Annotated in this window: 18 protein-coding genes; 6 read left to right on the top strand and 12 right to left on the bottom strand. The window is 73.3% G+C overall.

Going from position 1 to position 17353, the window contains the following annotated elements:
• Positions 1-116: 116 nt before the first annotated feature.
• Complete coding sequence (gene panB / locus ACWEFJ_RS13660) at positions 117-971, top strand: 3-methyl-2-oxobutanoate hydroxymethyltransferase (RefSeq protein WP_378084563.1); 855 nt, start codon at positions 117-119, stop codon at positions 969-971.
• Between the two features lie 228 nt (positions 972-1199).
• Here panB and ACWEFJ_RS13655 read toward each other — a convergent pair whose 3' ends face one another.
• Complete coding sequence (locus ACWEFJ_RS13655) at positions 1200-1706, bottom strand: hypothetical protein (RefSeq protein WP_378084562.1); 507 nt, start codon at positions 1704-1706, stop codon at positions 1200-1202.
• Between the two features lie 38 nt (positions 1707-1744).
• On the opposite strand from ACWEFJ_RS13655, the gene ACWEFJ_RS13650 reads away from it, so the two are divergent.
• The 3 genes from ACWEFJ_RS13650 to pip are packed head-to-tail and all read left to right on the top strand — an operon-like array spanning position 1745 to position 5130.
• The gene (locus tag ACWEFJ_RS13650) at positions 1745-2479 is read left to right on the top strand and encodes a hypothetical protein (RefSeq protein WP_449713916.1); all 735 of its coding nucleotides are present in this window, start codon (positions 1745-1747) and stop codon (positions 2477-2479) included.
• 15 nt (positions 2480-2494) lie between these two features.
• The gene (locus ACWEFJ_RS13645; RefSeq protein ID WP_449713915.1) at positions 2495-4165 is read left to right on the top strand and encodes a hypothetical protein; all 1671 of its coding nucleotides are present in this window, start codon (positions 2495-2497) and stop codon (positions 4163-4165) included.
• Positions 4166-4188: 23 nt separating this feature from the next.
• Entirely contained in the window at positions 4189-5130 is a 942-nt protein-coding gene (pip, locus tag ACWEFJ_RS13640; protein ID WP_449713914.1) for a prolyl aminopeptidase, read from the top strand.
• On the opposite strand, the gene ACWEFJ_RS13635 is transcribed toward pip, so the two are convergent.
• From ACWEFJ_RS13635 to ACWEFJ_RS13625, 3 genes are read right to left on the bottom strand one after another with little or no spacing between them, the layout of a single operon-like run.
• On the bottom strand, positions 5120-5869 hold the full coding sequence (locus tag ACWEFJ_RS13635) for a helical backbone metal receptor (RefSeq protein ID WP_449713913.1): 750 nt from the start codon (positions 5867-5869) through the stop codon (positions 5120-5122). The genes pip and ACWEFJ_RS13635 overlap by 11 nt on opposite strands.
• Complete coding sequence (gene npdG / locus ACWEFJ_RS13630) at positions 5869-6537, bottom strand: NADPH-dependent F420 reductase (RefSeq protein WP_378084554.1); 669 nt, start codon at positions 6535-6537, stop codon at positions 5869-5871. Before npdG ends, ACWEFJ_RS13635 begins: the two co-directional genes overlap by 1 nt.
• Before the next feature lie 51 nt (positions 6538-6588).
• Positions 6589-7122 carry a Scr1 family TA system antitoxin-like transcriptional regulator gene (locus ACWEFJ_RS13625; protein WP_449713912.1) on the bottom strand — a complete coding sequence of 178 codons (534 nt, stop codon included), beginning with the start codon at positions 7120-7122 and terminating at the stop codon, positions 6589-6591.
• 114 nt (positions 7123-7236) lie between these two features.
• Here ACWEFJ_RS13625 and ACWEFJ_RS13620 point away from each other — a divergent pair, with 114 nt between their 5' ends.
• Entirely contained in the window at positions 7237-8085 is an 849-nt protein-coding gene (locus ACWEFJ_RS13620) for a helix-turn-helix domain-containing protein (RefSeq protein ID WP_449713911.1), read from the top strand.
• Positions 8086-8101: 16 nt separating this feature from the next.
• Positions 8102-8290 (top strand): DUF397 domain-containing protein, encoded by a 189-nt coding sequence (locus ACWEFJ_RS13615; protein WP_378084548.1) that lies wholly within the window; start codon positions 8102-8104, stop codon positions 8288-8290.
• Here ACWEFJ_RS13615 and ACWEFJ_RS13610 read toward each other — a convergent pair whose 3' ends face one another.
• From ACWEFJ_RS13610 to ACWEFJ_RS13575, 8 genes are read right to left on the bottom strand one after another with little or no spacing between them, the layout of a single operon-like run.
• Entirely contained in the window at positions 8291-9697 is a 1407-nt protein-coding gene (locus ACWEFJ_RS13610; protein ID WP_449713910.1) for an RNB domain-containing ribonuclease, read from the bottom strand.
• 21 nt (positions 9698-9718) lie between these two features.
• Complete coding sequence (locus ACWEFJ_RS13605) at positions 9719-9907, bottom strand: hypothetical protein (protein ID WP_141978995.1); 189 nt, start codon at positions 9905-9907, stop codon at positions 9719-9721.
• A gap of 37 nt (positions 9908-9944) precedes the next feature.
• A complete protein-coding gene (locus tag ACWEFJ_RS13600) occupies positions 9945-10481 on the bottom strand; it encodes a hypothetical protein (protein WP_378084544.1) in 537 nt (178 codons plus the stop codon).
• A gap of 12 nt (positions 10482-10493) precedes the next feature.
• Positions 10494-11495 (bottom strand): C40 family peptidase, encoded by a 1002-nt coding sequence (locus tag ACWEFJ_RS13595; protein ID WP_378084542.1) that lies wholly within the window; start codon positions 11493-11495, stop codon positions 10494-10496.
• 1 nt (position 11496) lies between these two features.
• Complete coding sequence (locus tag ACWEFJ_RS13590) at positions 11497-12105, bottom strand: hypothetical protein (RefSeq protein WP_378084540.1); 609 nt, start codon at positions 12103-12105, stop codon at positions 11497-11499.
• Positions 12105-14000 (bottom strand): hypothetical protein, encoded by a 1896-nt coding sequence (locus ACWEFJ_RS13585; RefSeq protein ID WP_378084538.1) that lies wholly within the window; start codon positions 13998-14000, stop codon positions 12105-12107. Before ACWEFJ_RS13585 ends, ACWEFJ_RS13590 begins: the two co-directional genes overlap by 1 nt.
• A 37-nt stretch (positions 14001-14037) precedes the next feature.
• The gene (locus ACWEFJ_RS13580; protein WP_378084536.1) at positions 14038-16851 is read right to left on the bottom strand and encodes an ATP-binding protein; all 2814 of its coding nucleotides are present in this window, start codon (positions 16849-16851) and stop codon (positions 14038-14040) included.
• A gap of 25 nt (positions 16852-16876) precedes the next feature.
• Entirely contained in the window at positions 16877-17350 is a 474-nt protein-coding gene (locus tag ACWEFJ_RS13575) for a hypothetical protein (RefSeq protein ID WP_378084534.1), read from the bottom strand.
• Positions 17351-17353: the final 3 nt, after the last annotated feature.

Below are 17353 nucleotides of genomic sequence, written 5' to 3'. Positions count from 1 at the left end.
GAAGCTACTCGCACTCCGTGCAATTCCCCTTGCGCTGGTGTCACGCTGGGCGGGTAACCGTGCAACAAGGCCCGGGGACCCGCGACGGAGCGGGCCTCGAGGGAGGACGGTCGACGATGACCTCGACTGAGGTAACCGCGCCCTACGGCAGCGGGGCGGGCAGCGCCCCCACCGGCAAGAAGGTGCGGATCCACCACCTGCAGGAGCTGAAGGACCGCGGCGAGCCGTGGCCCATGCTCACCGCCTACGACATGTACACCGCGGAGCTGTTCGACGAGGCGGGCATCCCGGTGCTGCTCGTCGGCGACTCCGCGTCCAACAACGTCTACGGGTACGACACGTCGCTGCCGGTCACCGTGGACGAGCTGATCCCGCTGGTCCGGGGCGTGACCCGGTCCGTGAAGCGGGCCCTGGTCGTGGCCGACCTGCCGTTCGGCTCCTACCAGGTGTCGGTCGAGCAGGCCGTGGCGACCGCGGTGCGGTTCATGAAGGAGGGCCGCGCGCACGCGGTGAAGCTGGAGGGCGGCAAGCACTTCGCGCCGCACATCGAGGCCATCGTGCGGGCGGGCATCCCGGTCATGGCGCACGTCGGCTTCACGCCGCAGAGCGAGCACCAGCTCGGCGGCTACCGCGTGCAGGGCCGCAGCGACGCGTTCGACGCCGTGGTGGAGGACGCGCGCGCGGTCGAGGCGGCCGGCGCGTTCGCCGTGGTGCTGGAGATGGTGACCGCCGAGGTCGCCAAGCAGATCACGCACGACCTGCGCATCCCGACCGTCGGCATCGGCGCGGGGCCGGACACCGACGCGCAGGTGCTGGTCTGGCAGGACATGATGGGCCTGCGCCGCGGGCGCGCCCCCCGGTTCGTGAAGCGCTACGCCGACGTGGCGGGCGTGATGAAGTCGGCGGCGGAGCAGTTCGCGGCCGAGGTGAAGGGCCACCGGTTCCCCGGCCCCGAGCACACCTTCCACTGATCACCCGAACGCGGTCGCCGCGCCGGCTCCAGTCGGCACGGCGACCGCGTGCTTTTCGGCCGCCGAATTCCGCACCGCCCGGAATAACGGCGGCTTGATCACTTCTCCCCGTTCTCCGAATTAATGCGGACGGCCCGGCGCGTCCTCGTGCCACCATCGCGGCGAAATGCACGGGGACGATGCGCAGCGGGTGCCGGTGTCCGGTGGCGGGCCGTGGCGCGCCGGTGCTCAGAGCCCGTGCCGCCGCACCATCGGCGTGATCAGCTCCGCCTCCACCCGCCACACCGGCCGCCGTGCGGTGAGGACCGTCGCGAACAGCAGCGCGCTGCCCAGGACCGCGCTGACGACCACCGTCGTCACGTCCTCGTCGAGGCCGCCCAGCGCCGCCCCGCCGAGCGCCACGGCCAGCGCCGCCGCCCCGAGCGCCGTCGTGCGCACCGGGTCCGACCAGCGGAAACCTCGACGCGCCTCGACCTGCGCGATGAGGTCGCGCGCCCGTCGGGCGAGGTGCGGGTCGACCGGTTCCAGCCGGGCGAGCCGCTCGGCCGCCCTGGCGCACGCCACGAACTGCGCCGCGCTGGTGATCTCCGGCTCGCCGTCGCGGGTGGTCGAGCGACACGTGTCCGCGACCGCCAGCAGCCGCTCCGCGAGCCGGTCGACGGCGGCGGGCGCGCGTTCCGCCTCGGCCACCTCGGCCCACCTCGCGGCGACCGCCGAGTCGATGTCTTCCTCCACGTCGACCTCCGATCGTGTCCGCTCCGAAGAAGGTTCCCATGAGTGATCCGCTCGGCGCGAAGATAGCCGAGAACCGCGAAGAAGAGCCGCCGCCGGGTGAAATGGGACCGGGAAGGACACCGCGTGCGCCCGGTTCGTTCCGGTTCGCCGCGACCGCCGCCGGGACGTGCCTGCTGGCGAGCCTCGCGCTGGGGTTCGGGTTGATCCACGTGCCCCGGTGGTTCGAGGAGCCGCCACCCCCGCCGGAGGCGCAGTCCCCCGTCCCGACGCCGACCGGCACGCCCTCGTGGCAGTGGCCGACCGACGCGACCCCGACCACGACGCGCACCACGCCGGCCGGGTACACCCGGAGCACCGGCCCGGAAGGGCTCGTCACCGTGCTGCCGGACTCGTTCGAGGTGTCGGGCGGCAACGGCTCGGGCACCGCCGTCGCCCGCGACCCCGACGACCCGGAGGTCGAGGTGCGCTTCGGCGGCGCGGCTCCGGAAGGCTACGACGACCTCTACGACACGATCGCCCGGGCCGCCGCGGACACGTCCCGCCGCCCCGGGTACCGGCAGCACGCGCTCCGGTGGGCCACCCACGGTGACGTCGCCGCGGTGGACTGGGACTTCCAGCACGAGACGCCGCAAGGGCAGACGCGCCGCACGGCCGCCCACTACTGGCGCACCGGCGGCATCGAGTACGTGCTGCTCGTCCAGGCCCCGCCGGGCCGCTGGACCGAGGCGGCGCGGCTGCTCGCCACGATGATCGACCACAGCGACACCCCCTGAGGAGCGACACCGAAGATGGCCCTGGCCGACACGCGGTCCGCCCGGCGCGCCGGACCCGCCCGCGACGAGGGCACGCGCCACCTCTGCGCCGCCGCCCACCTCAGCCGCGACTTCGCCGACGCGGCCCTGCGGGAGCTGCTGGTGGTACCGACCCGCCCGGCCGCGCCCACGCCCGGCGTGGACACCGCGGCCGTGCTCACCGAAGCGCTCGCCGCACGGCTGCGCACCGACGTGGTGGACGTGCTCGTGCTGGTGCTGCTGGCCCTCACCGTCTACTTCGTGATGCCGCTCGCGGTGCTGTGGATCACCGTGGCGCTGCTGCTGAGCCTGCCCAAGCTCATCCGGCTGTGGCTCGCGGCCCGGGCCAGGCGCGGCACGCGCCCGATCCGGCCCGTCCGCCTCGGCGTCACCGTGCTCACCGTCGTGCTGTCCCTCGGCCCGGCGCTCACCACGTTCGGCAGCGACGCCGACACCGAGCACATCGTGGAGGCCGCGTTCGAGGACGTGACCGGCCTCGTGCTGCTCGGCGCGGCGCTGGCCGTGCTGCTGGCCAACCGCCTGGTCATCGCCCACCACGTGACCGCCCGCTTCGGCCGGGCCGGCGGATCCGCGCCGCCCCCGGTCGACCGCGTGCTCCTGCGGCTGGCGCCCGCCCGCCACGCCCGCATCGCCGAGCGGCACGGCGACCGCGTCCGCACCGCCCCGGACGTGTCCGAAGAGGACGGTCTGGTGCCGCTGCTGGTCCACCGCGGCTACCAGCCGTTCGTCGGCGCGGGCGACATCCACGAGCCGTGGACGGTCGCCGTGCCGCTGGAGCGGTCGGGCACGTCGCGCACCGACGTCACCCTGAGCACCGCGACCCTCCTGGAGGGGATCACCGCCAAGGTGTCCGACCTGCGGGCCGCGACGCCGCTCGCGCCCGGCGGCAGGCTCGGCGCGTTGCGGGTGGACGACTTCGTCGTGGTCGCCGCGCAGGGCCTGGTCGACCACCTGCCCGACCCGGTGTCGGCGCACTACCTGCGCCGACCGGGCGAGGCCCCGTACACGCACGTGTCCCGCGCGCACGCCGACGAGCTGCGCGACCACCCGCTGGAGTGGTCCCGGTACTACCGCCGGTTCTCGCTGGAGACCTGGGACGGCGACCTGGTGCTGTCGGTCTTCGTGCACGTGGCGATGGACGAGTCCACGCTGTACCTGGAGTGGACGCCGTGCGTGCTGCGGCCGATCAACGCCGAGCTGCGGTCCGTGGACGCCGGGCCCGCGTCCCCCTGGACGCCGGTGGGGCGTGCCGTCAAGGACCTCGTGCTGCTGCCCGCGAGCACGCTGTCGCGGGTGGTCCGGCTGGCGAACCACCCCCGTGCCCGCGCGCGGGCGGGCACCCGCGTGGACGCCGACGCTTACGGCGCCTCCGTGACGCTGCGCGAGATGGCGGCGGACGTCGAGCTGCACAGCTACTTCCAGCAGGCCGACGTGGAGCGGTACACGCACCTGCTGCGCACGCGCGTCACCCTGGCGGTGGCCGGGATCCTGCGGGACGCCGGCTACCGGACGTCCTCGTTCGACCAGCAGGCCGCGTCGATCGTGAACAACACCGTCAACACGGTCACCGTCGCCGACGGCGGCACGCTCACCGGGCACGTGCTGCAGACCGGGTCGCTGACCGGGGACGTGGACATCACCGGCTGACCGCGCTCCGGCACAGTGGTGCCATGTACCCCGAGATCGAACCGTACGACCAGGGCCTGATCGACGTCGGCGACGGCAACCGCGTGTACTGGGAGGTGTGCGGGAACCCCTACGGCAAGCCCGTGGTGTTCCTGCACGGCGGGCCGGGCGGCGGGTGCTCGCCGGTGCACCGCAGGCTGTTCGACCCGGCCGCGTACCGGATCGTGCTGGTGGACCAGCGCGGGTGCGGGCGGTCCCTGCCGCACGCCGCCGACCCCGGCACCGACCTGTCGGTCAACACCACCTGGCACCTGGTGTCGGACCTGGAGAAGGTCCGCGAGCACCTGGGGGTCGAGCGGTGGCAGGTGTTCGGCGGGTCGTGGGGTTCGACGCTCGCGCTGGCGTACGCCCAGACCCACCCGGACCGGGTCACGGAGCTGGTGCTGCGGGGCGTGTTCACGTTGCGGCGCAAGGAACTGGACTGGTACTACGGCGGCGGCGCGGGGATGTTGTTCCCGGAGCGGTGGGCGCAGGTGGTGGCGCGCGTCCCGGAGGGCGCGGACGTGATCGAGACCTACGGGCGGCTGCTGGAGGACCCGGACCCGGCCGTGCGCGAGCCCGCCGCGGTGGCGTGGAGCGTGTGGGAGGGGGCGACGGTCAAGCTGCTGGAGCGGCCCGAACTGGTGGCGGCGTTCGCCGAGCCCCGGTACGCGCTGGCGTTCGCGCGGATCGAGAACCACTACTTCCGCCACGGCGGGTGGCTGGAGGAGGGGCAGTTGCTGCGCGACGCGGGCAGGCTCGCGGGCATCCCGGGCGTGATCGTGCAGGGCCGCTACGACGTGGCCACGCCCGCGACCACGGCGTGGGAGCTGCACCGGGCGTGGCCGGGGTCCGAGCTGGTCGTGGTGCCCGACGGCGGGCACGCGTTCGACGAACCGGGCGTGCTGCGCGCGTTGCTGGCGGCGACGGACCGGTTCAAGGGCTGAGCGCCGCCTCCAGCGCGGGCCTCGCCTCCACCAGGGACGGGCCGTACCAGGTCAGGTGGCGGCCGGAGACGTGCACCGGGCGCAGGTCCGGGAAGAACTGCGGGCCGTCGTCCGGGGTGAACAGGTACGGCTCGTCCGGCAGCACGACGAGGTCCGCGTCCTGGAGGTCCGCCAACGCGGGGCGCGGGTAGCGCTCGGGGTGGTCGGCCAGCGCGTTGACCACGCCCAGGCGCAGCAGCACGTCCCCCGCGAACGTGTCGCGGCCCAGCGCCACCCACGGCTTGCGCCACACCGGGATCACGGCCCGCGCCCACGGCGGCGTCACCGCGCGCCACCGGCGTTCCGCCTCGACCAGCCAGTCCGGCTCCACGTCCCACGCCGTGCCGAGCAGGCGGCGCAGCGAGCCCAGCGCGGCGGGCACGGTGGCGGGCGCGGCCGTGACCCACACCGGGATGCCGTCGGCACGCAGCCGCTCCACGTCCTCCGGGCGGTTCTCCTCGCTGTTGGCCAGCACCAGGTCCGGCCGCAGCGCCAGCACCCGGTCCACCTTCGGGTACTTCGAGCCGCCCACCCGGGTCACGTCCAACTCCGGCGGGTGCGTGCAGTAGTCGGTGGCACCGACCAGGACGGCGTCCCCGACGGTCGCGACGGCCTCGGTGAGCGACGGCACCAGGCTGACCACGCGCCTCGGCGGGCCGGGCAGCGGCACCGGCTCGCCGAGGTCGTCCACGGGCAGCATCAGATGTCGGTGATCTTCAGGCCGGCGTGCGCCTTGTACCGGCGGTTGATCGCGATGAGGTTGGCGGTGAACGCCTCGACCTGGTGGGCGTTGCGCAGCCGGCCGCCGTAGACGCCGCGGAAGCCGGGGACCGCGTCGGCCAGCGCGCGGACCAGGTCGGTGGCCTCGCGGTCGTCGCCGAGGACCAGCACGTCGCCGTCCACCGACTCGACGGTCGGGTCGGCCAGGGTGACCGCGGAGACGTGGTGGAACGCGGCCGTGACGCGGGAGTCGGGCAGCAGCGCGGCGGCCTGCTGGGCGGCGCTGCCCTCCGGCACCGGCAGCGCGAACGGGCCCTGCTTGTCGAAGCCCAAGGGGTTCACGCAGTCGATCACGACCTTGCCGCGCAGGGGTTCCCGCAGCGACGCCACGAGGTCGGCGTGCCCGTCCCACGGCACAGCGATCAGCACCACGTCCGCCTGCGCGGCGCAGCCCTCGTTGTCCGCGCCGCTGACGTGCCCGACCCCGGCCTGCGCCCGCAACTCCTCGGCCGCGGCCTCGGCGCGCCCGGCGTCACGCGACCCGATGACGACCTTCAACCCCGCCTTGGCCCACCGCAGCGCCAGTCCCCTGCCCTGCGCACCGGTACCGCCCAGCACCCCGACGGTGAGCTCACGAATATCAGTCACCAGGCCATCACAGCACACGCGATCGCCGCCGGCCCCCGATGGCGTGCTCGATCACGCCGCGACCGCGGACGAGAGGCCGTGGAGCCGGTCGAAGATCGCCCGCACCGCCTCGACCTCGTCCCACGCCTCGGTGAGGAACGCCTCGTGCGGGTAGGCGTAGAAGACGACCGACGAGCCTCCGGGCAGGTGGAAGATCGTGACGGGGCGCTCCACGCCCGCGCCGACGTCGCCCGGGATCACCCGGACCGTGACGTCGGCCCCGGTGACCGGCGCGCCTTCCGGCACGTACGCGGTGCAGCGCCCGGCGTCCACGCCGTCGAGGGGAGGCAGCCCGAACGGCGCGAACGTGTCGATCCGGTCGGCGGTGCGGCACAGCCGGCCGAGCAGCGCGGTGGCCTCCTCGCCCCACGGGCGGTGCACGTCCGGCGGGAGCGGCGACGGCGAACCGCCCTCGATGTCGCGCAGCCGTGCCGGCGAGAGGCGCGCCTTCGCCGCGAGTTCCTCCACGGTGAGGCCGGCCGCTTCGCGGTGCTCACGCAGCTTCCGGCCGAGCGACCGACCGCGTGAGGGTGGGTTGTGAGGCATGACAGGACGCTAAAGCTTGCCCACAAGCTTTGAATAGTCGCCCGATCGAGGGGTTCGGGAGACCACCGGCCGTGGTGCAGACTGGTCCGGTTGATCACCGAAGGAAGCGGGGACATGATCGGAGACGCGAGCCCGGTCCTCTACAAGGCGGAACTGGGCGAGGCGCTGCGCCGGGCCCGCGAACAGGTCGGCCTGGAACGCGAGGACGCGGCCCGCGCGCTCGGCTGCTCGGTGTCCAAGATCCGCACCATCGAACGCGGGCAGGTGTCGATCAGACCGGCCGAGCTGCGGGACCTGCTGGACTCCTACCGGGTCGACCCGTCCGAGCGCGCCGACCTGGAGCACCTGGCCGACCTGGCGCGGCAGCGCAAGCCGCGCACGCCGTGGGGCAGCGCGGTGCCCGACCGGCTGCGTCGGTTCTTCGCCGCCGAGGAGACCGCCGCAGTGATCCAGGTCTACCAACCGGCCTTGTTCCACGGTCTCGTGCAGACGGAGCGCTACGCCCGCGCGGTCATCGGCACGAACAGCTCATTGAGCCGTTCCGACGCCGATCGCCTGGTGCAGGCCCGGCTCGCTCGGCAGGCCGTGCTGACCGCCGAACGGCCGCCGGCGGTGCACTTGACCCTGGACGAGCACGTGCTGCGCACGCCGGTCGGCGGCCGCGAAGTTCTGGTCGAGCAGCTCCGGCACGTGCTGGACCTGGTCCGACGGGACGTGGTCGAGGTCCGGGTCATCCCGACCTCCGTCGGCGCGCACGCCGGCACCGGCGCACCGCTGTTCACGATCCTCACACCGCCCGGTCGGCCGAACGTGGTCTACGCCGAAACGCTCACCGACGGCTTGTTCATCGACGACCCCGAACGCATCGGCCGGTACGAAGCGGCCATGGCGGAGATGAACGCCACCGCTTTGACGCCTGCCGCTTCGATGTCGTTGATGGATACGGTTGTGGGACAACCGTGATCGCGGAGGAGGCGACGTGCTCGGTACGTGGCGCAAGAGCAGCCGGTCGAACTCGTCTGGTGGAGCGTGCGTGGAGCTGGCCTGCGGGAACGACGTCCGCGCCGTGCGCGACTCGAAGAACCCCCACGGCGGCGTGCTGCTGATCGGCGACCGGTCCGCCGGCGCGTTCCTGGCCGCCGTGAAGGCCGGACGGCTCGACCGGTAGTCAGCGGCGTTCGAAGACGACCTTGCGGCGCTCCGGGTCGGCTTCCACCAGCCGCACCACGACCCGTTCGCCCTCGGGCAGGTCCTCGCCCGTGCAGCGGCCCATCACCGGCGGTTGGGCGACGAACACGTCCGCGCCGTTGGCGTCGGCCCGCAGCACCATGGCGTCGAACTCCTGGCCCACGCGGTCGGCCAGCACCCACGCCTCGACCTGGTCCAGGCACGCCCGGTCGACCTTGGCGGCCAACGCGTCGGAACCGCCCATCAGCCCCGGCAGCTGCGGCAACGCCTCCAGCAGCCACGCGGGCACGTCCTGGCCGGCGGTCACGGCCAGGCACACCTCGGTGGCGAAGCGGTCCACCAGCCGGCGCAGCGGCGCGGTCACGTGCGCGTACGGCGCGCCCAGGCCCGCGTGGGTGGAGACGGCGGGCACCTCGCCGTGGAACGCCGTGTACCCCGCGCCGCGCAGCAGCCGGGTCGCGTCCACGAACAGCGCCAGCGACTCCGGCCGGCTCGGGTCCAGGCCCGCGAGCAGCCGCGACGGGGTCACGCCGTCCGGCCACGGCACGCCCAGCGCGTGCGCGGACCGCCGCAGCGCGTCCACCGCGCCGTCGTCGGCGTCCGGCAGGGTGCGCAGCACGCCGACCTTCGCCTCCAGCATGACCTTCGCCGCCGACATGCCGGTGAGCAGGGAGATCTCCGCGTTCCAGGCGTCCACGTCGGCGCGCGGCCGGACCGCGAGCTTCCAGTCGCCGTCCCCGTTGGGCACGATCTCCTGCTCCGGCAGCTGCAGCTCGACCGCGCCCCGCTCGACCGCCCGTTCCCGCCGCAGCCGGCCGAAGTCGGGCAGCGCCTCGATCGACGGGTGGGGCGTGCCCGCGTCGAACCGCGCCTGCACGCCCTCGTAGTCGAACCGCTCGGTCGAGCGCACCAGCGCCCGCCGCACCCGCACCGCGGTCGGCTCGCCGTCCGGCCCGCAGTCGAACGTCCACAGCACCGCGGGCCGGGTCTGCCCCAGCAGCAGGCTCGCCGCGCCCTCCGACAGCACCGGCGGGTGCAGCGGCACGTTGCCGTCGGGCAGGTACAGCGTCTGGCCGCGCCTGCGCACCTCGGTGTCCAGCGCGCCGCCGGGGACGACGAACGCGCCCAGGTCGGCGATCGCGTAGTGCACCCGGAACCCGGACCCGGCCCGTTCCACGAGCAGCGCCTGGTCCAGGTCCTTCGCGCCCGGCGGGTCGATGGTGACCAGCGGCAGCCCGGTGGCGTCCTCGCGGTCGTCCCGGCCGAGGTCGCGCGCCACCGCCGCCTGCGCCTCGGCCAGCGCGTCGGCGGGGAACTCCTCCGGCAGGCCGAACTCGGTCCGGATGCCGCCGAAGTCGAGGTCGGCTCGACCGGTGCGGATCACCATGGGGTGCACCCTAAGCCGGCCTCAGCGCTTGCCCCACTCCTTATCGGCCTTGTCCTCCGCCTTCGTGCGCTCCCGCGCCAGCTCCAGCGCGCGCTGCGCGGTGGCCTCGTCCGGGTAGGGGCCCATGCGGTCCCCGCCCCGGCAGCCCACGCCGCGCTCGACCGTCCGGTGGGTCAGGCAGTAGTACCAAGCGTTCGGGTCAGAAGCCATGCCCCCAGGTTTCCATGCGCGACCGCGCATGTCATGTTCACCACTGGGGCGGCGGCGCGGGCGGCCCCTGCACGGGCAGCGGACCCGACTGCGGGTACGACGGCTGCGGCACCACCGGCGGCGGCTGGGGGAACCCGCGCGGCGGGGTGTTCTGGTTGGCGTTGGCGAACTCGCCCGGGATGGGGTCGAGCACCGACACCAGCACCGTCCGGTGCTCGGGGTCGTCGATCAGCGCGCCGTTGCGGTCCCGGTAGACCAGCTCGCCGTCCGAGTCGATCTCCACGATCGCGCCGACCTCGGCCAACTGGTCCTCGTCCAGGTCGACCAGCCGTTCCACCCGGGACGGCACGACCCGGTACACCGGCCAGTTGAGGTGGGCGTACGTGCGGTGGAAGTCGGCCAGCAGGTGCGCCATCTGCTGCTGCCACGGCAGCGGCATGGCCTCGACCAGCGATCGCGGCAGCACCGCGTACGACTGGTCGGTGCCGGGCGGCCGGGTGTTGAGGTAGTCGCGCGTCGGCGTGCTCGACGCGGGCGGCCCGGCGTGCCGCTGGATGGGGTCGTGGTTGAACACCGTCGTGCCTCCCTACACGCCCGGCCGGACGGCCAGCGGCATCAACTCGTGGTAGTCCCAGTTGATCTTGCTGATCTTCACCACGTCGCCGGTCTGCGGCGCGTGGATGTACTCGTCGTTGCCCAGGTACATCGCCACGTGGTGGACGGTGACCGGGTTGGCCGGGTTGGTGGCCCAGAAGATCAGGTCACCGGCCTTGGCCTCGCGCACCGGCAGGTACGCGCCGCCGGACATGTACTGGTCGTTCGCGACGCGCGGGATCTTGACCCCGGCGGCCGCGAACGCCTTGACCAGGATGCCGGAGCAGTCCCAGGCGTCCGGCCCGTTGCCGCCCCACAGGTACGGCTCGCCGAGCTGCTGCTTGGTGAACTCGATCGCGGTGGCCGCCGCGTTCGACGCGAGCAGGTAGTCGCCGAGGCTCTCGCCGCAGCCGGCCGGGTCGGTGACGTCGCCCTCCTGCCCGATCAGGAACGCGGCCATGGCCTCCCACTTGTGGTACCGGTCGGGGAACGCCGACCGCTCCACGTCCTGCGCCGAGTCGCCGGGCCGCTGCTCCTCCCAGTTCGGCAGCTTGAGCAGCACGTCGTAGAACTTGTTGATCGCGTACTCGGGGTCGGTGACCTGCTCGGGCGTGCCCCACCCCATCGACGGCCGCATCTGGAAGATGCCCAGCGAGTCGCGGTCGCCGTAGTTCAGGCTGCGCAGGCCGGACTCGGTCATGCCCGCCTGGATCGCGATCTGCCACGCCAGCGGCGGCAGCTCGCGCTTGCGGCCGATCGAGATGATGTTCGCGACGGTGGTGCGCTGCTCCTCGGTCAGGCGGTCGGCGTCGGCCCGGCCGCGCTCCTCGCCGGCGCCGCCCCACGGCCCGATCGAGGCGTTGCAGCTCGCCATGCGGATGCCGACGGCTTCCTCCGACGGCGTGTTCTCGTTGATGACGGTGGACACGCCGTTGGTCACCGTCACGGCGACCACGGCCACCACGGCGGCGACCACGAGCCCGATCTTGAGCATGTCACCCCACCTTGTCGAACTCGTGCACGCGCCAACCCTCGGGGAGCTTCGCCACGGTCACGACGAGCTTGCCGTCCTCCAGCTTCGCCTCGAACTCCGCCGAATCGGTGAACGACTTGATCGGCCTGACCGCCTCGTCGATCACCACCGGGACGTTCGCGGGCTCGATCGAGGCCAACCGGGGGAACAGCTCCTTCGACGTGAACGGCTCGAGCCCGGCCAGCCACTGCTCCTTGGTCGTCTTGCCCGGCCGGAACGAGCTGAACGCGTCCACCCACCCGTCGGCGGCGGCCTGCGCGCCCGCGGACGTCGGCGCGGAACTCGGCGCGGGGGTGGGGCTGGGCGCCTTCGTCGGCAGCGGGGCGGACGTGGCGGTGGGCAGCACACCGACCTGGTTGCCGCCGCTGCCGCCGGTCGTGACGACCGTCGAGGCGCCCGCCGCGCCACCGCCCGTCTTCGGGCCGATCGCGTTCGGCACGACCACGCTGATCGTGGCGATCAGCGCGATCACGCCCACGATCGTGGCCACCAGGTGCCGGGGCGAGCGCAACGGCCAGCCCCACAGGCGTCGGTACACGGCCGCGCGGCCGCGATTGGTTCGGATCGGCATCAGCTGTCCCTGACCTCAAGCCCGCGTGACGGCCGGTAGATCACGTGGACCTGCCGCCCCGCCACGACCTCGGTCTCCGCCCGGCGCGGCCCCGGCACACCGGTCGGCGCCTCCGGGATCCGGCCGACCCCGTTGACGCGTGACGGCACCAGCACCGCGTCGTCCACCCGGTCGTAGTTGCGGTCCGCGATCGGCGGCGCGTCGACCACCCGCGACCGCCCGGACGGCAGCGCCGCCGGCGGCCGGTACCCGGCGGCGGGCAGCGCCGCGCCGTTCCCGCCGCCCAGCTCGCCGACGCTGTTCCCGGCCCGGTCCAACCGCTGCGCGGTCGCCGCGACCGGGTTGGCCGCCTCGGGCCGCACCCGCCGCCGGTCGCGCTGCGGCACCTCGACGCCGTCCGGGTCCGTGTCGCGCACGGTGTCCCAGAACTCCTCCTGCGGCGACGGGCCTTCCTTGCGCTTGCGGAACCGGGACAGGATGCCGCCGCGCATCGGCAGCGCGTTGCCGACCGTGCCCACCGACATCTCGACCATCTGCCACATCCGGCGCACCGGCTTGGCGACCATGAACGCGATCACCGTCAGCATCAGCCCGAGCAGCGTCCGGGCCAGCAGGGACAACCCCGTCGCGCTGAAGATCGCCTGGAGCAGCCACGCGTGCGCGCCCGCCAGCACGGCGAGCAGCAGCACGTTGAACACCGTCGCGCCGGCCGCGCGGGCGACCTTGCGCAGCAGGTCGTGGTGGATCAGCGCGACCAGGCCGATCAGCGGGCCGGTCAGCGTGAGCACCCGCAGCAGCAGCTGGGCCAGCAGCACGGCGGCCTTGGCGAAAAGCTGGAACAGCGAGAACGCGATGGCCTGCAGCAGCGACAGGAAACCCGCGCCGGTGCGGCCGCCGTCGTCGCCGCTGAAGTAGCCCTTCGTCGGGCCGAGCTGCGCGTAGATGTTCTTGTACTCGGCCTTCTTGGCGTCCAGCGCGGCCTGGTCGCCGTCCTTGTGCTCGGCGAGCTCCTGCACCGTCCACGCCTGCGCGGCCAGCAGCCGCGGCCCGAACTCCGTCGCCTGCGGGGCCTCCGGCGCGCCGAACTCGCCGCGCAGCCAGCTCTGGTAGACCACGGAGTCGTGCAGCCGGGACGGCAGCACGTCGAGCTGGTCCTTGCCCTCGTCCACGTCGATGAACCCGGCCTGGATCTCCGAGGTCTTGGTGACCAGGGTGTTGTCCATCAGGTCGTAGAACTGGGGCAGCGCGAGCGTCGAGGTGGCCAGCCACATCGCGGCCAGCGCCCACAGCCCCCGTTTGCTGATCGACGCCAGGTCGCCCTGCCAGATCTGGCGGAACATCAGCACCGCGAGGATCAGCGCGACCAGGCCGAACCAGCGCAGGTAGACGTTGTCGTAGACGCGCTGGACGCCTTCCTTGACCGCGTCGTCCAGCGGCTTGAGCAGACCCTGGCCGACGACCGTGTAGTGCAGGGCGTTCGTCGCGCCGACGATGTTCTTGGCGACGTTGAACAGCTCGTTGCCCATCCAGGTGTCCAGCACCGGGGTGGCGTTGGGCACCAGGCACTTCTCCTGGTAGGTGTGCCACACCATGCCCGCGTAGCCGTGGGTCAGGTACGGCGTGTCGGGCAGGCCGTTGCCGATGGGCGGGTCGATCGCGCCGACCATGCCCGAGCCGGGCCGCTCCGGGTTCGGGGCCTCGCCGCACGGCGCGGCCTGGGCGGGCGTGGCGCCGATGACGACCTGGAGGCCGACGAGCGCCACCACGACGGCCATCGCGCGCCACCGCGCGCGGCCCGGACGACCGTGCGCCGCGGCGTGCTCTTGGGCGCGTCTGAACCGCCGCCGCGCGTAGAGCGCGACGGCGATCAGCGCCACCAGGACGAGGGTGCTCATGCGGGCTCCCCGGGGGCACCCGCGCTCGTGCGGCCGCTCATGCGCTGCCTTCCCGCCCCGGTCGGCGGTTTCCTCCCTCGGCGTGCGCCAGGTCGACCAGGTCGTCGGTCAGGCCGACCTCCAGGTCGGCGGCCAACTCGTCGTCGTAGTCGTCGGTGTACTGCTCGGCGTAGGCGAACGGGTCCTGCGGCGGCGACGAGACCTCGACCTCCGCCTCCCCGCCCTCGCGCAGGGCGTCCGGCGTCGTGTCGAGCGCGTTGCGCAGGTGCTCCAGGTGCGGCCCGGAGAAGTCGATCCGGATCCGCTCCACGCCGCCCGCGCCGTCGGCGAAGATGAACTGGCGCGGCGCGCGGTCGCGTTCGACGTTGTTGCGCACGCCGCCGGGACGACGACCCAGCGACGCCACGACCTGCTCGTAGCCCGCGCCGACCGGCACCTTCAGCAGCCGCAACGCGTCCGCCTGGGCCTGGTCGTCGTCCAACCGGCCGACGAACACCGAGTCGAGCAGCGCGACGAAGCCCTGGATCTTCAGGAAGTCCGCCGGGATCTGCGACGACAGCAGCACGCGGACGTTCCACTTGCGGGAGTCGCGGGCGAACCGGTTCATCAGCACGCGACCCGTGGGCACCTCGGACAGGAAGAACGCCTCGTCGATCCAGACGCCCTTGCGCAGGTCCTTCGGCCGCTCGTAGATCGACCGCTGGGTCAGCCACGCGGCGAGGTTCAGCATCTCCACGCCCAGCGCCTCGGCGTCCGTCCAGTGCTCGCGGCCCACGCCGTCCTTCGGCAGGTTCAGCCCCGCCATGGTCAGCACGGTCAACCGGTCGTCCCGCGCCTCGTTGTACGGGTCCAGGTCCTGCTCCGGGATGAGCAGCGACATGCGCTCCCGCATCTCGTCCAGGAAGTCCGCGACGACGACCGCGTGCTCGTGGTGCTCGCTCGCGTCCCGCCGCAGCGCCTCGAACACCATGCCGGGGTGCGCGTCGGGCCGGCCGCCGACCGTGCGGACCGCGCGCAGCAGCACGATCCGGGTCTGCGGCAGCCGGGCCACCTCGAACGGCAGCAGTCCGGTCAGCACGTCCAGCACGAGCCGGCGCCGGGTGGCCGCGGCCAGCGCGCGCTCCCGCCGCCAGGCCCGTTCCGGGTCGTCCTCGTCCATGAAGTGGTCGAGCTGCGGCTCGGCCACCACCCGGTACGGGTTGAGGATGCCCGCCTGCGCGTTGAGCAGGTTGATCGGCCGGGCGTACGGCTTCAGCTCCGGCAGGTCGCACAACGCGGCCAGCGGGCCGGACGGGTCGAGCAGCGTCCAGTGCGCGCCGGACCGCAACGTCTTGTAGACGATGCCGCCGCCGAGGAACGACTTGCCCGCGCCCAGGCCCGCGACCATCGCGGTCAGGCCGGACGAGTCGCGCAGCTCCTGCGCCATCCACGGGTCCCACGCCACCGGGCGGCGGGTCGCGGTCACGGTCTCGCCGAGCAGGATCCCGCGCCGGTCGCCCACCTCGGCGGTCGCCGTCGGCACGGCCGAGGCCGCCCACAGCACCGACCCGCGGCGCAGGTAGGCCGAGGACGACAGCGGCTCGCCGGGGATGAACTCGCGGGCGATCGCGTACTGCGCCTCGGGGTGCTCGATCGCCACCTTCGGCTTGTAGAGGTCGAGCAGGCCCTGGGCCAGCCGCAGCGCCTCGCGCTCCGTCGGCCCGGACACCGCGAGCCGCCACCAGCTCCGCACCCGCGTGCCCAGGGCGGTGAAGCCCGAGGTCATCTCGTCGTCGATCTCCAGCACCCGCGACGCCTGGCGGGCCAGCGACTGCGGCGGCTCCAGCTCGTGCTCGTCGGTGTAGTGGCGCACCTGCGAGCGGACCTTGCTCATCTGCCGCTGCAGCTCGCCGGACACCTCTTCGGGACGCCGCACGTAGATCCGCGCCGACCACTCGACCGCGGCGGGCAGCCGGTCCGACCGCTGCACCCACGGGTCGTCCTGCTCGGGGATCTGCAGGCCGTGCATCAGGCCCACGGTCAGCACCGCGACGTGCCGCTTGATGCCCGCGTTCGACCCCGTGCGGCCGCGCACGGTGACCGTCGGCGAGTACGGCTCCTGGTGGAAGTCCGCCGCGTCGGTGAACGACGCCAGGTCCTCCGGCTCCCACGGCGCGCCCGGCACCGCGGGCAGGTTCCGCGGCGCGGGCAGGCCCAGCGAGCACGACCGGTGCATCAGCCAGGACATCTCCTCGGCCGTGGCCGGGCGGCCCTCCAGGCCCGCGGAGCCGATCACCTGGTCGAGGTGGTCGATCTCGGACTCGATGGCGACCAGCTCGGCGTCCACCGCGTCCGGGAACACCTTGCGCAGCACGGGGGCGGCGCGCTCGACCGCGCGGTCCATCATGTTGCGGGTCTGCACCTGGACGCCCAGGTAGACCTCTTTCTCCGCCATGGACCGGCCCATGAGCTGCTGCTGCTCGCCGACCATGTAGTCGTCGAAGCTCAGCGTGCCGGGGGTGTCCGGGAGCCGGCGCACGGCGTTGTGCACGTGCGCCTCGGCCCACATCCGGATCGGGTACGGCCGGGTCGTCACGCGCAGGTGCATCCAGCGGCCCTGCAGCTCGGCGTACTGGCCCGCGATCGCGGCGATCAGGTCCTGGCGCTGCGAGTCGGACCGGAACGACCAGCGCTGCGGCGCGAGCCGGTACCAGGCGTAGACCTCCTGGCCGGTGCGCAGCAGGTGGCCGTCGATGCTGCGGGCCGCGATCGACGGCGTGTAGCTCGGCACCGCCTGCTCGCCCGGCAACCGGCGGCCCCGCTTGCTGTAGACCTTGCGGTCGTCGCGCGCGGCGGCCGCGTGCTGGGCCACGTGTGCGGCGGATCGTCGGTCACGGTCACGCCGGCGTCCGAACACCGCGCACCTCCTTCTGACGGCGGTCTTGCTGCCTGCGGTGCTGGGATCGGGTGGGGGCGGTCGCGCGTTTCGCCCCCTTCTTGTGACGTTTGCGGGGGCGCTGCGGGTTGACGCGGATGCGCGCGGCACTGGCCGCGCCGCCCCGGCCGGACGTCGTCTCGCGCGGCGCGGTCAGCTCGCGCACCCACATCGCCAGGACCGACGACAGCGGGCGCTCGTGGCTGATCCGCGAGCAGATGAACCGGGTCAGCGCGATCGTGATCACGAAGCCCCAGCCGGTGTTGATGAAGTCGAAACCGAAGCCGACCTGGCGCTGGACAGCCGTGACCAGCAAGAAGACCACGATGCCGACGCCCCACGCGACGTAACGCGCGCGCCACGGGAAGGTCGCTTTGGGCGGGCCGAGCCAGACGGCGTCGACCCGGTAGACCTCGTCGTCAGTGCGTACCCGCAAGGG

Source organism: Actinosynnema sp. NPDC004786 (assembly GCF_053601135.1).
This window is presented reverse-complemented; position numbering and strand designations above follow the sequence as displayed.

What these genes read in the sequence shown, in the direction of transcription:
- panB (WP_378084563.1), top strand. Translation starts at nt 117, where the DNA reads ATGACCTCGACTGAGGTAACCGCGCCCTACGGCAGCGGGGCGGGCAGC.
- ACWEFJ_RS13650 (WP_449713916.1), top strand. Translation starts at nt 1,745, where the DNA reads ATGAGTGATCCGCTCGGCGCGAAGATAGCCGAGAACCGCGAAGAAGAG.
- ACWEFJ_RS13645 (WP_449713915.1), top strand. Translation starts at nt 2,495, where the DNA reads ATGGCCCTGGCCGACACGCGGTCCGCCCGGCGCGCCGGACCCGCCCGC.
- pip (WP_449713914.1), top strand. Translation starts at nt 4,189, where the DNA reads ATGTACCCCGAGATCGAACCGTACGACCAGGGCCTGATCGACGTCGGC.
- ACWEFJ_RS13635 (WP_449713913.1), bottom strand. Translation starts at nt 5,869, where the DNA reads ATGCTGCCCGTGGACGACCTCGGCGAGCCGGTGCCGCTGCCCGGCCCG.
- ACWEFJ_RS13625 (WP_449713912.1), bottom strand. Translation starts at nt 7,122, where the DNA reads ATGCCTCACAACCCACCCTCACGCGGTCGGTCGCTCGGCCGGAAGCTG.
- ACWEFJ_RS13620 (WP_449713911.1), top strand. Translation starts at nt 7,237, where the DNA reads ATGATCGGAGACGCGAGCCCGGTCCTCTACAAGGCGGAACTGGGCGAG.
- ACWEFJ_RS13610 (WP_449713910.1), bottom strand. Translation starts at nt 9,697, where the DNA reads ATGGTGATCCGCACCGGTCGAGCCGACCTCGACTTCGGCGGCATCCGG.
- ACWEFJ_RS13605 (WP_141978995.1), bottom strand. Translation starts at nt 9,907, where the DNA reads ATGGCTTCTGACCCGAACGCTTGGTACTACTGCCTGACCCACCGGACG.
- ACWEFJ_RS13595 (WP_378084542.1), bottom strand. Translation starts at nt 11,495, where the DNA reads ATGCTCAAGATCGGGCTCGTGGTCGCCGCCGTGGTGGCCGTGGTCGCC.
- ACWEFJ_RS13590 (WP_378084540.1), bottom strand. Translation starts at nt 12,105, where the DNA reads ATGCCGATCCGAACCAATCGCGGCCGCGCGGCCGTGTACCGACGCCTG.
- ACWEFJ_RS13585 (WP_378084538.1), bottom strand. Translation starts at nt 14,000, where the DNA reads ATGAGCACCCTCGTCCTGGTGGCGCTGATCGCCGTCGCGCTCTACGCG.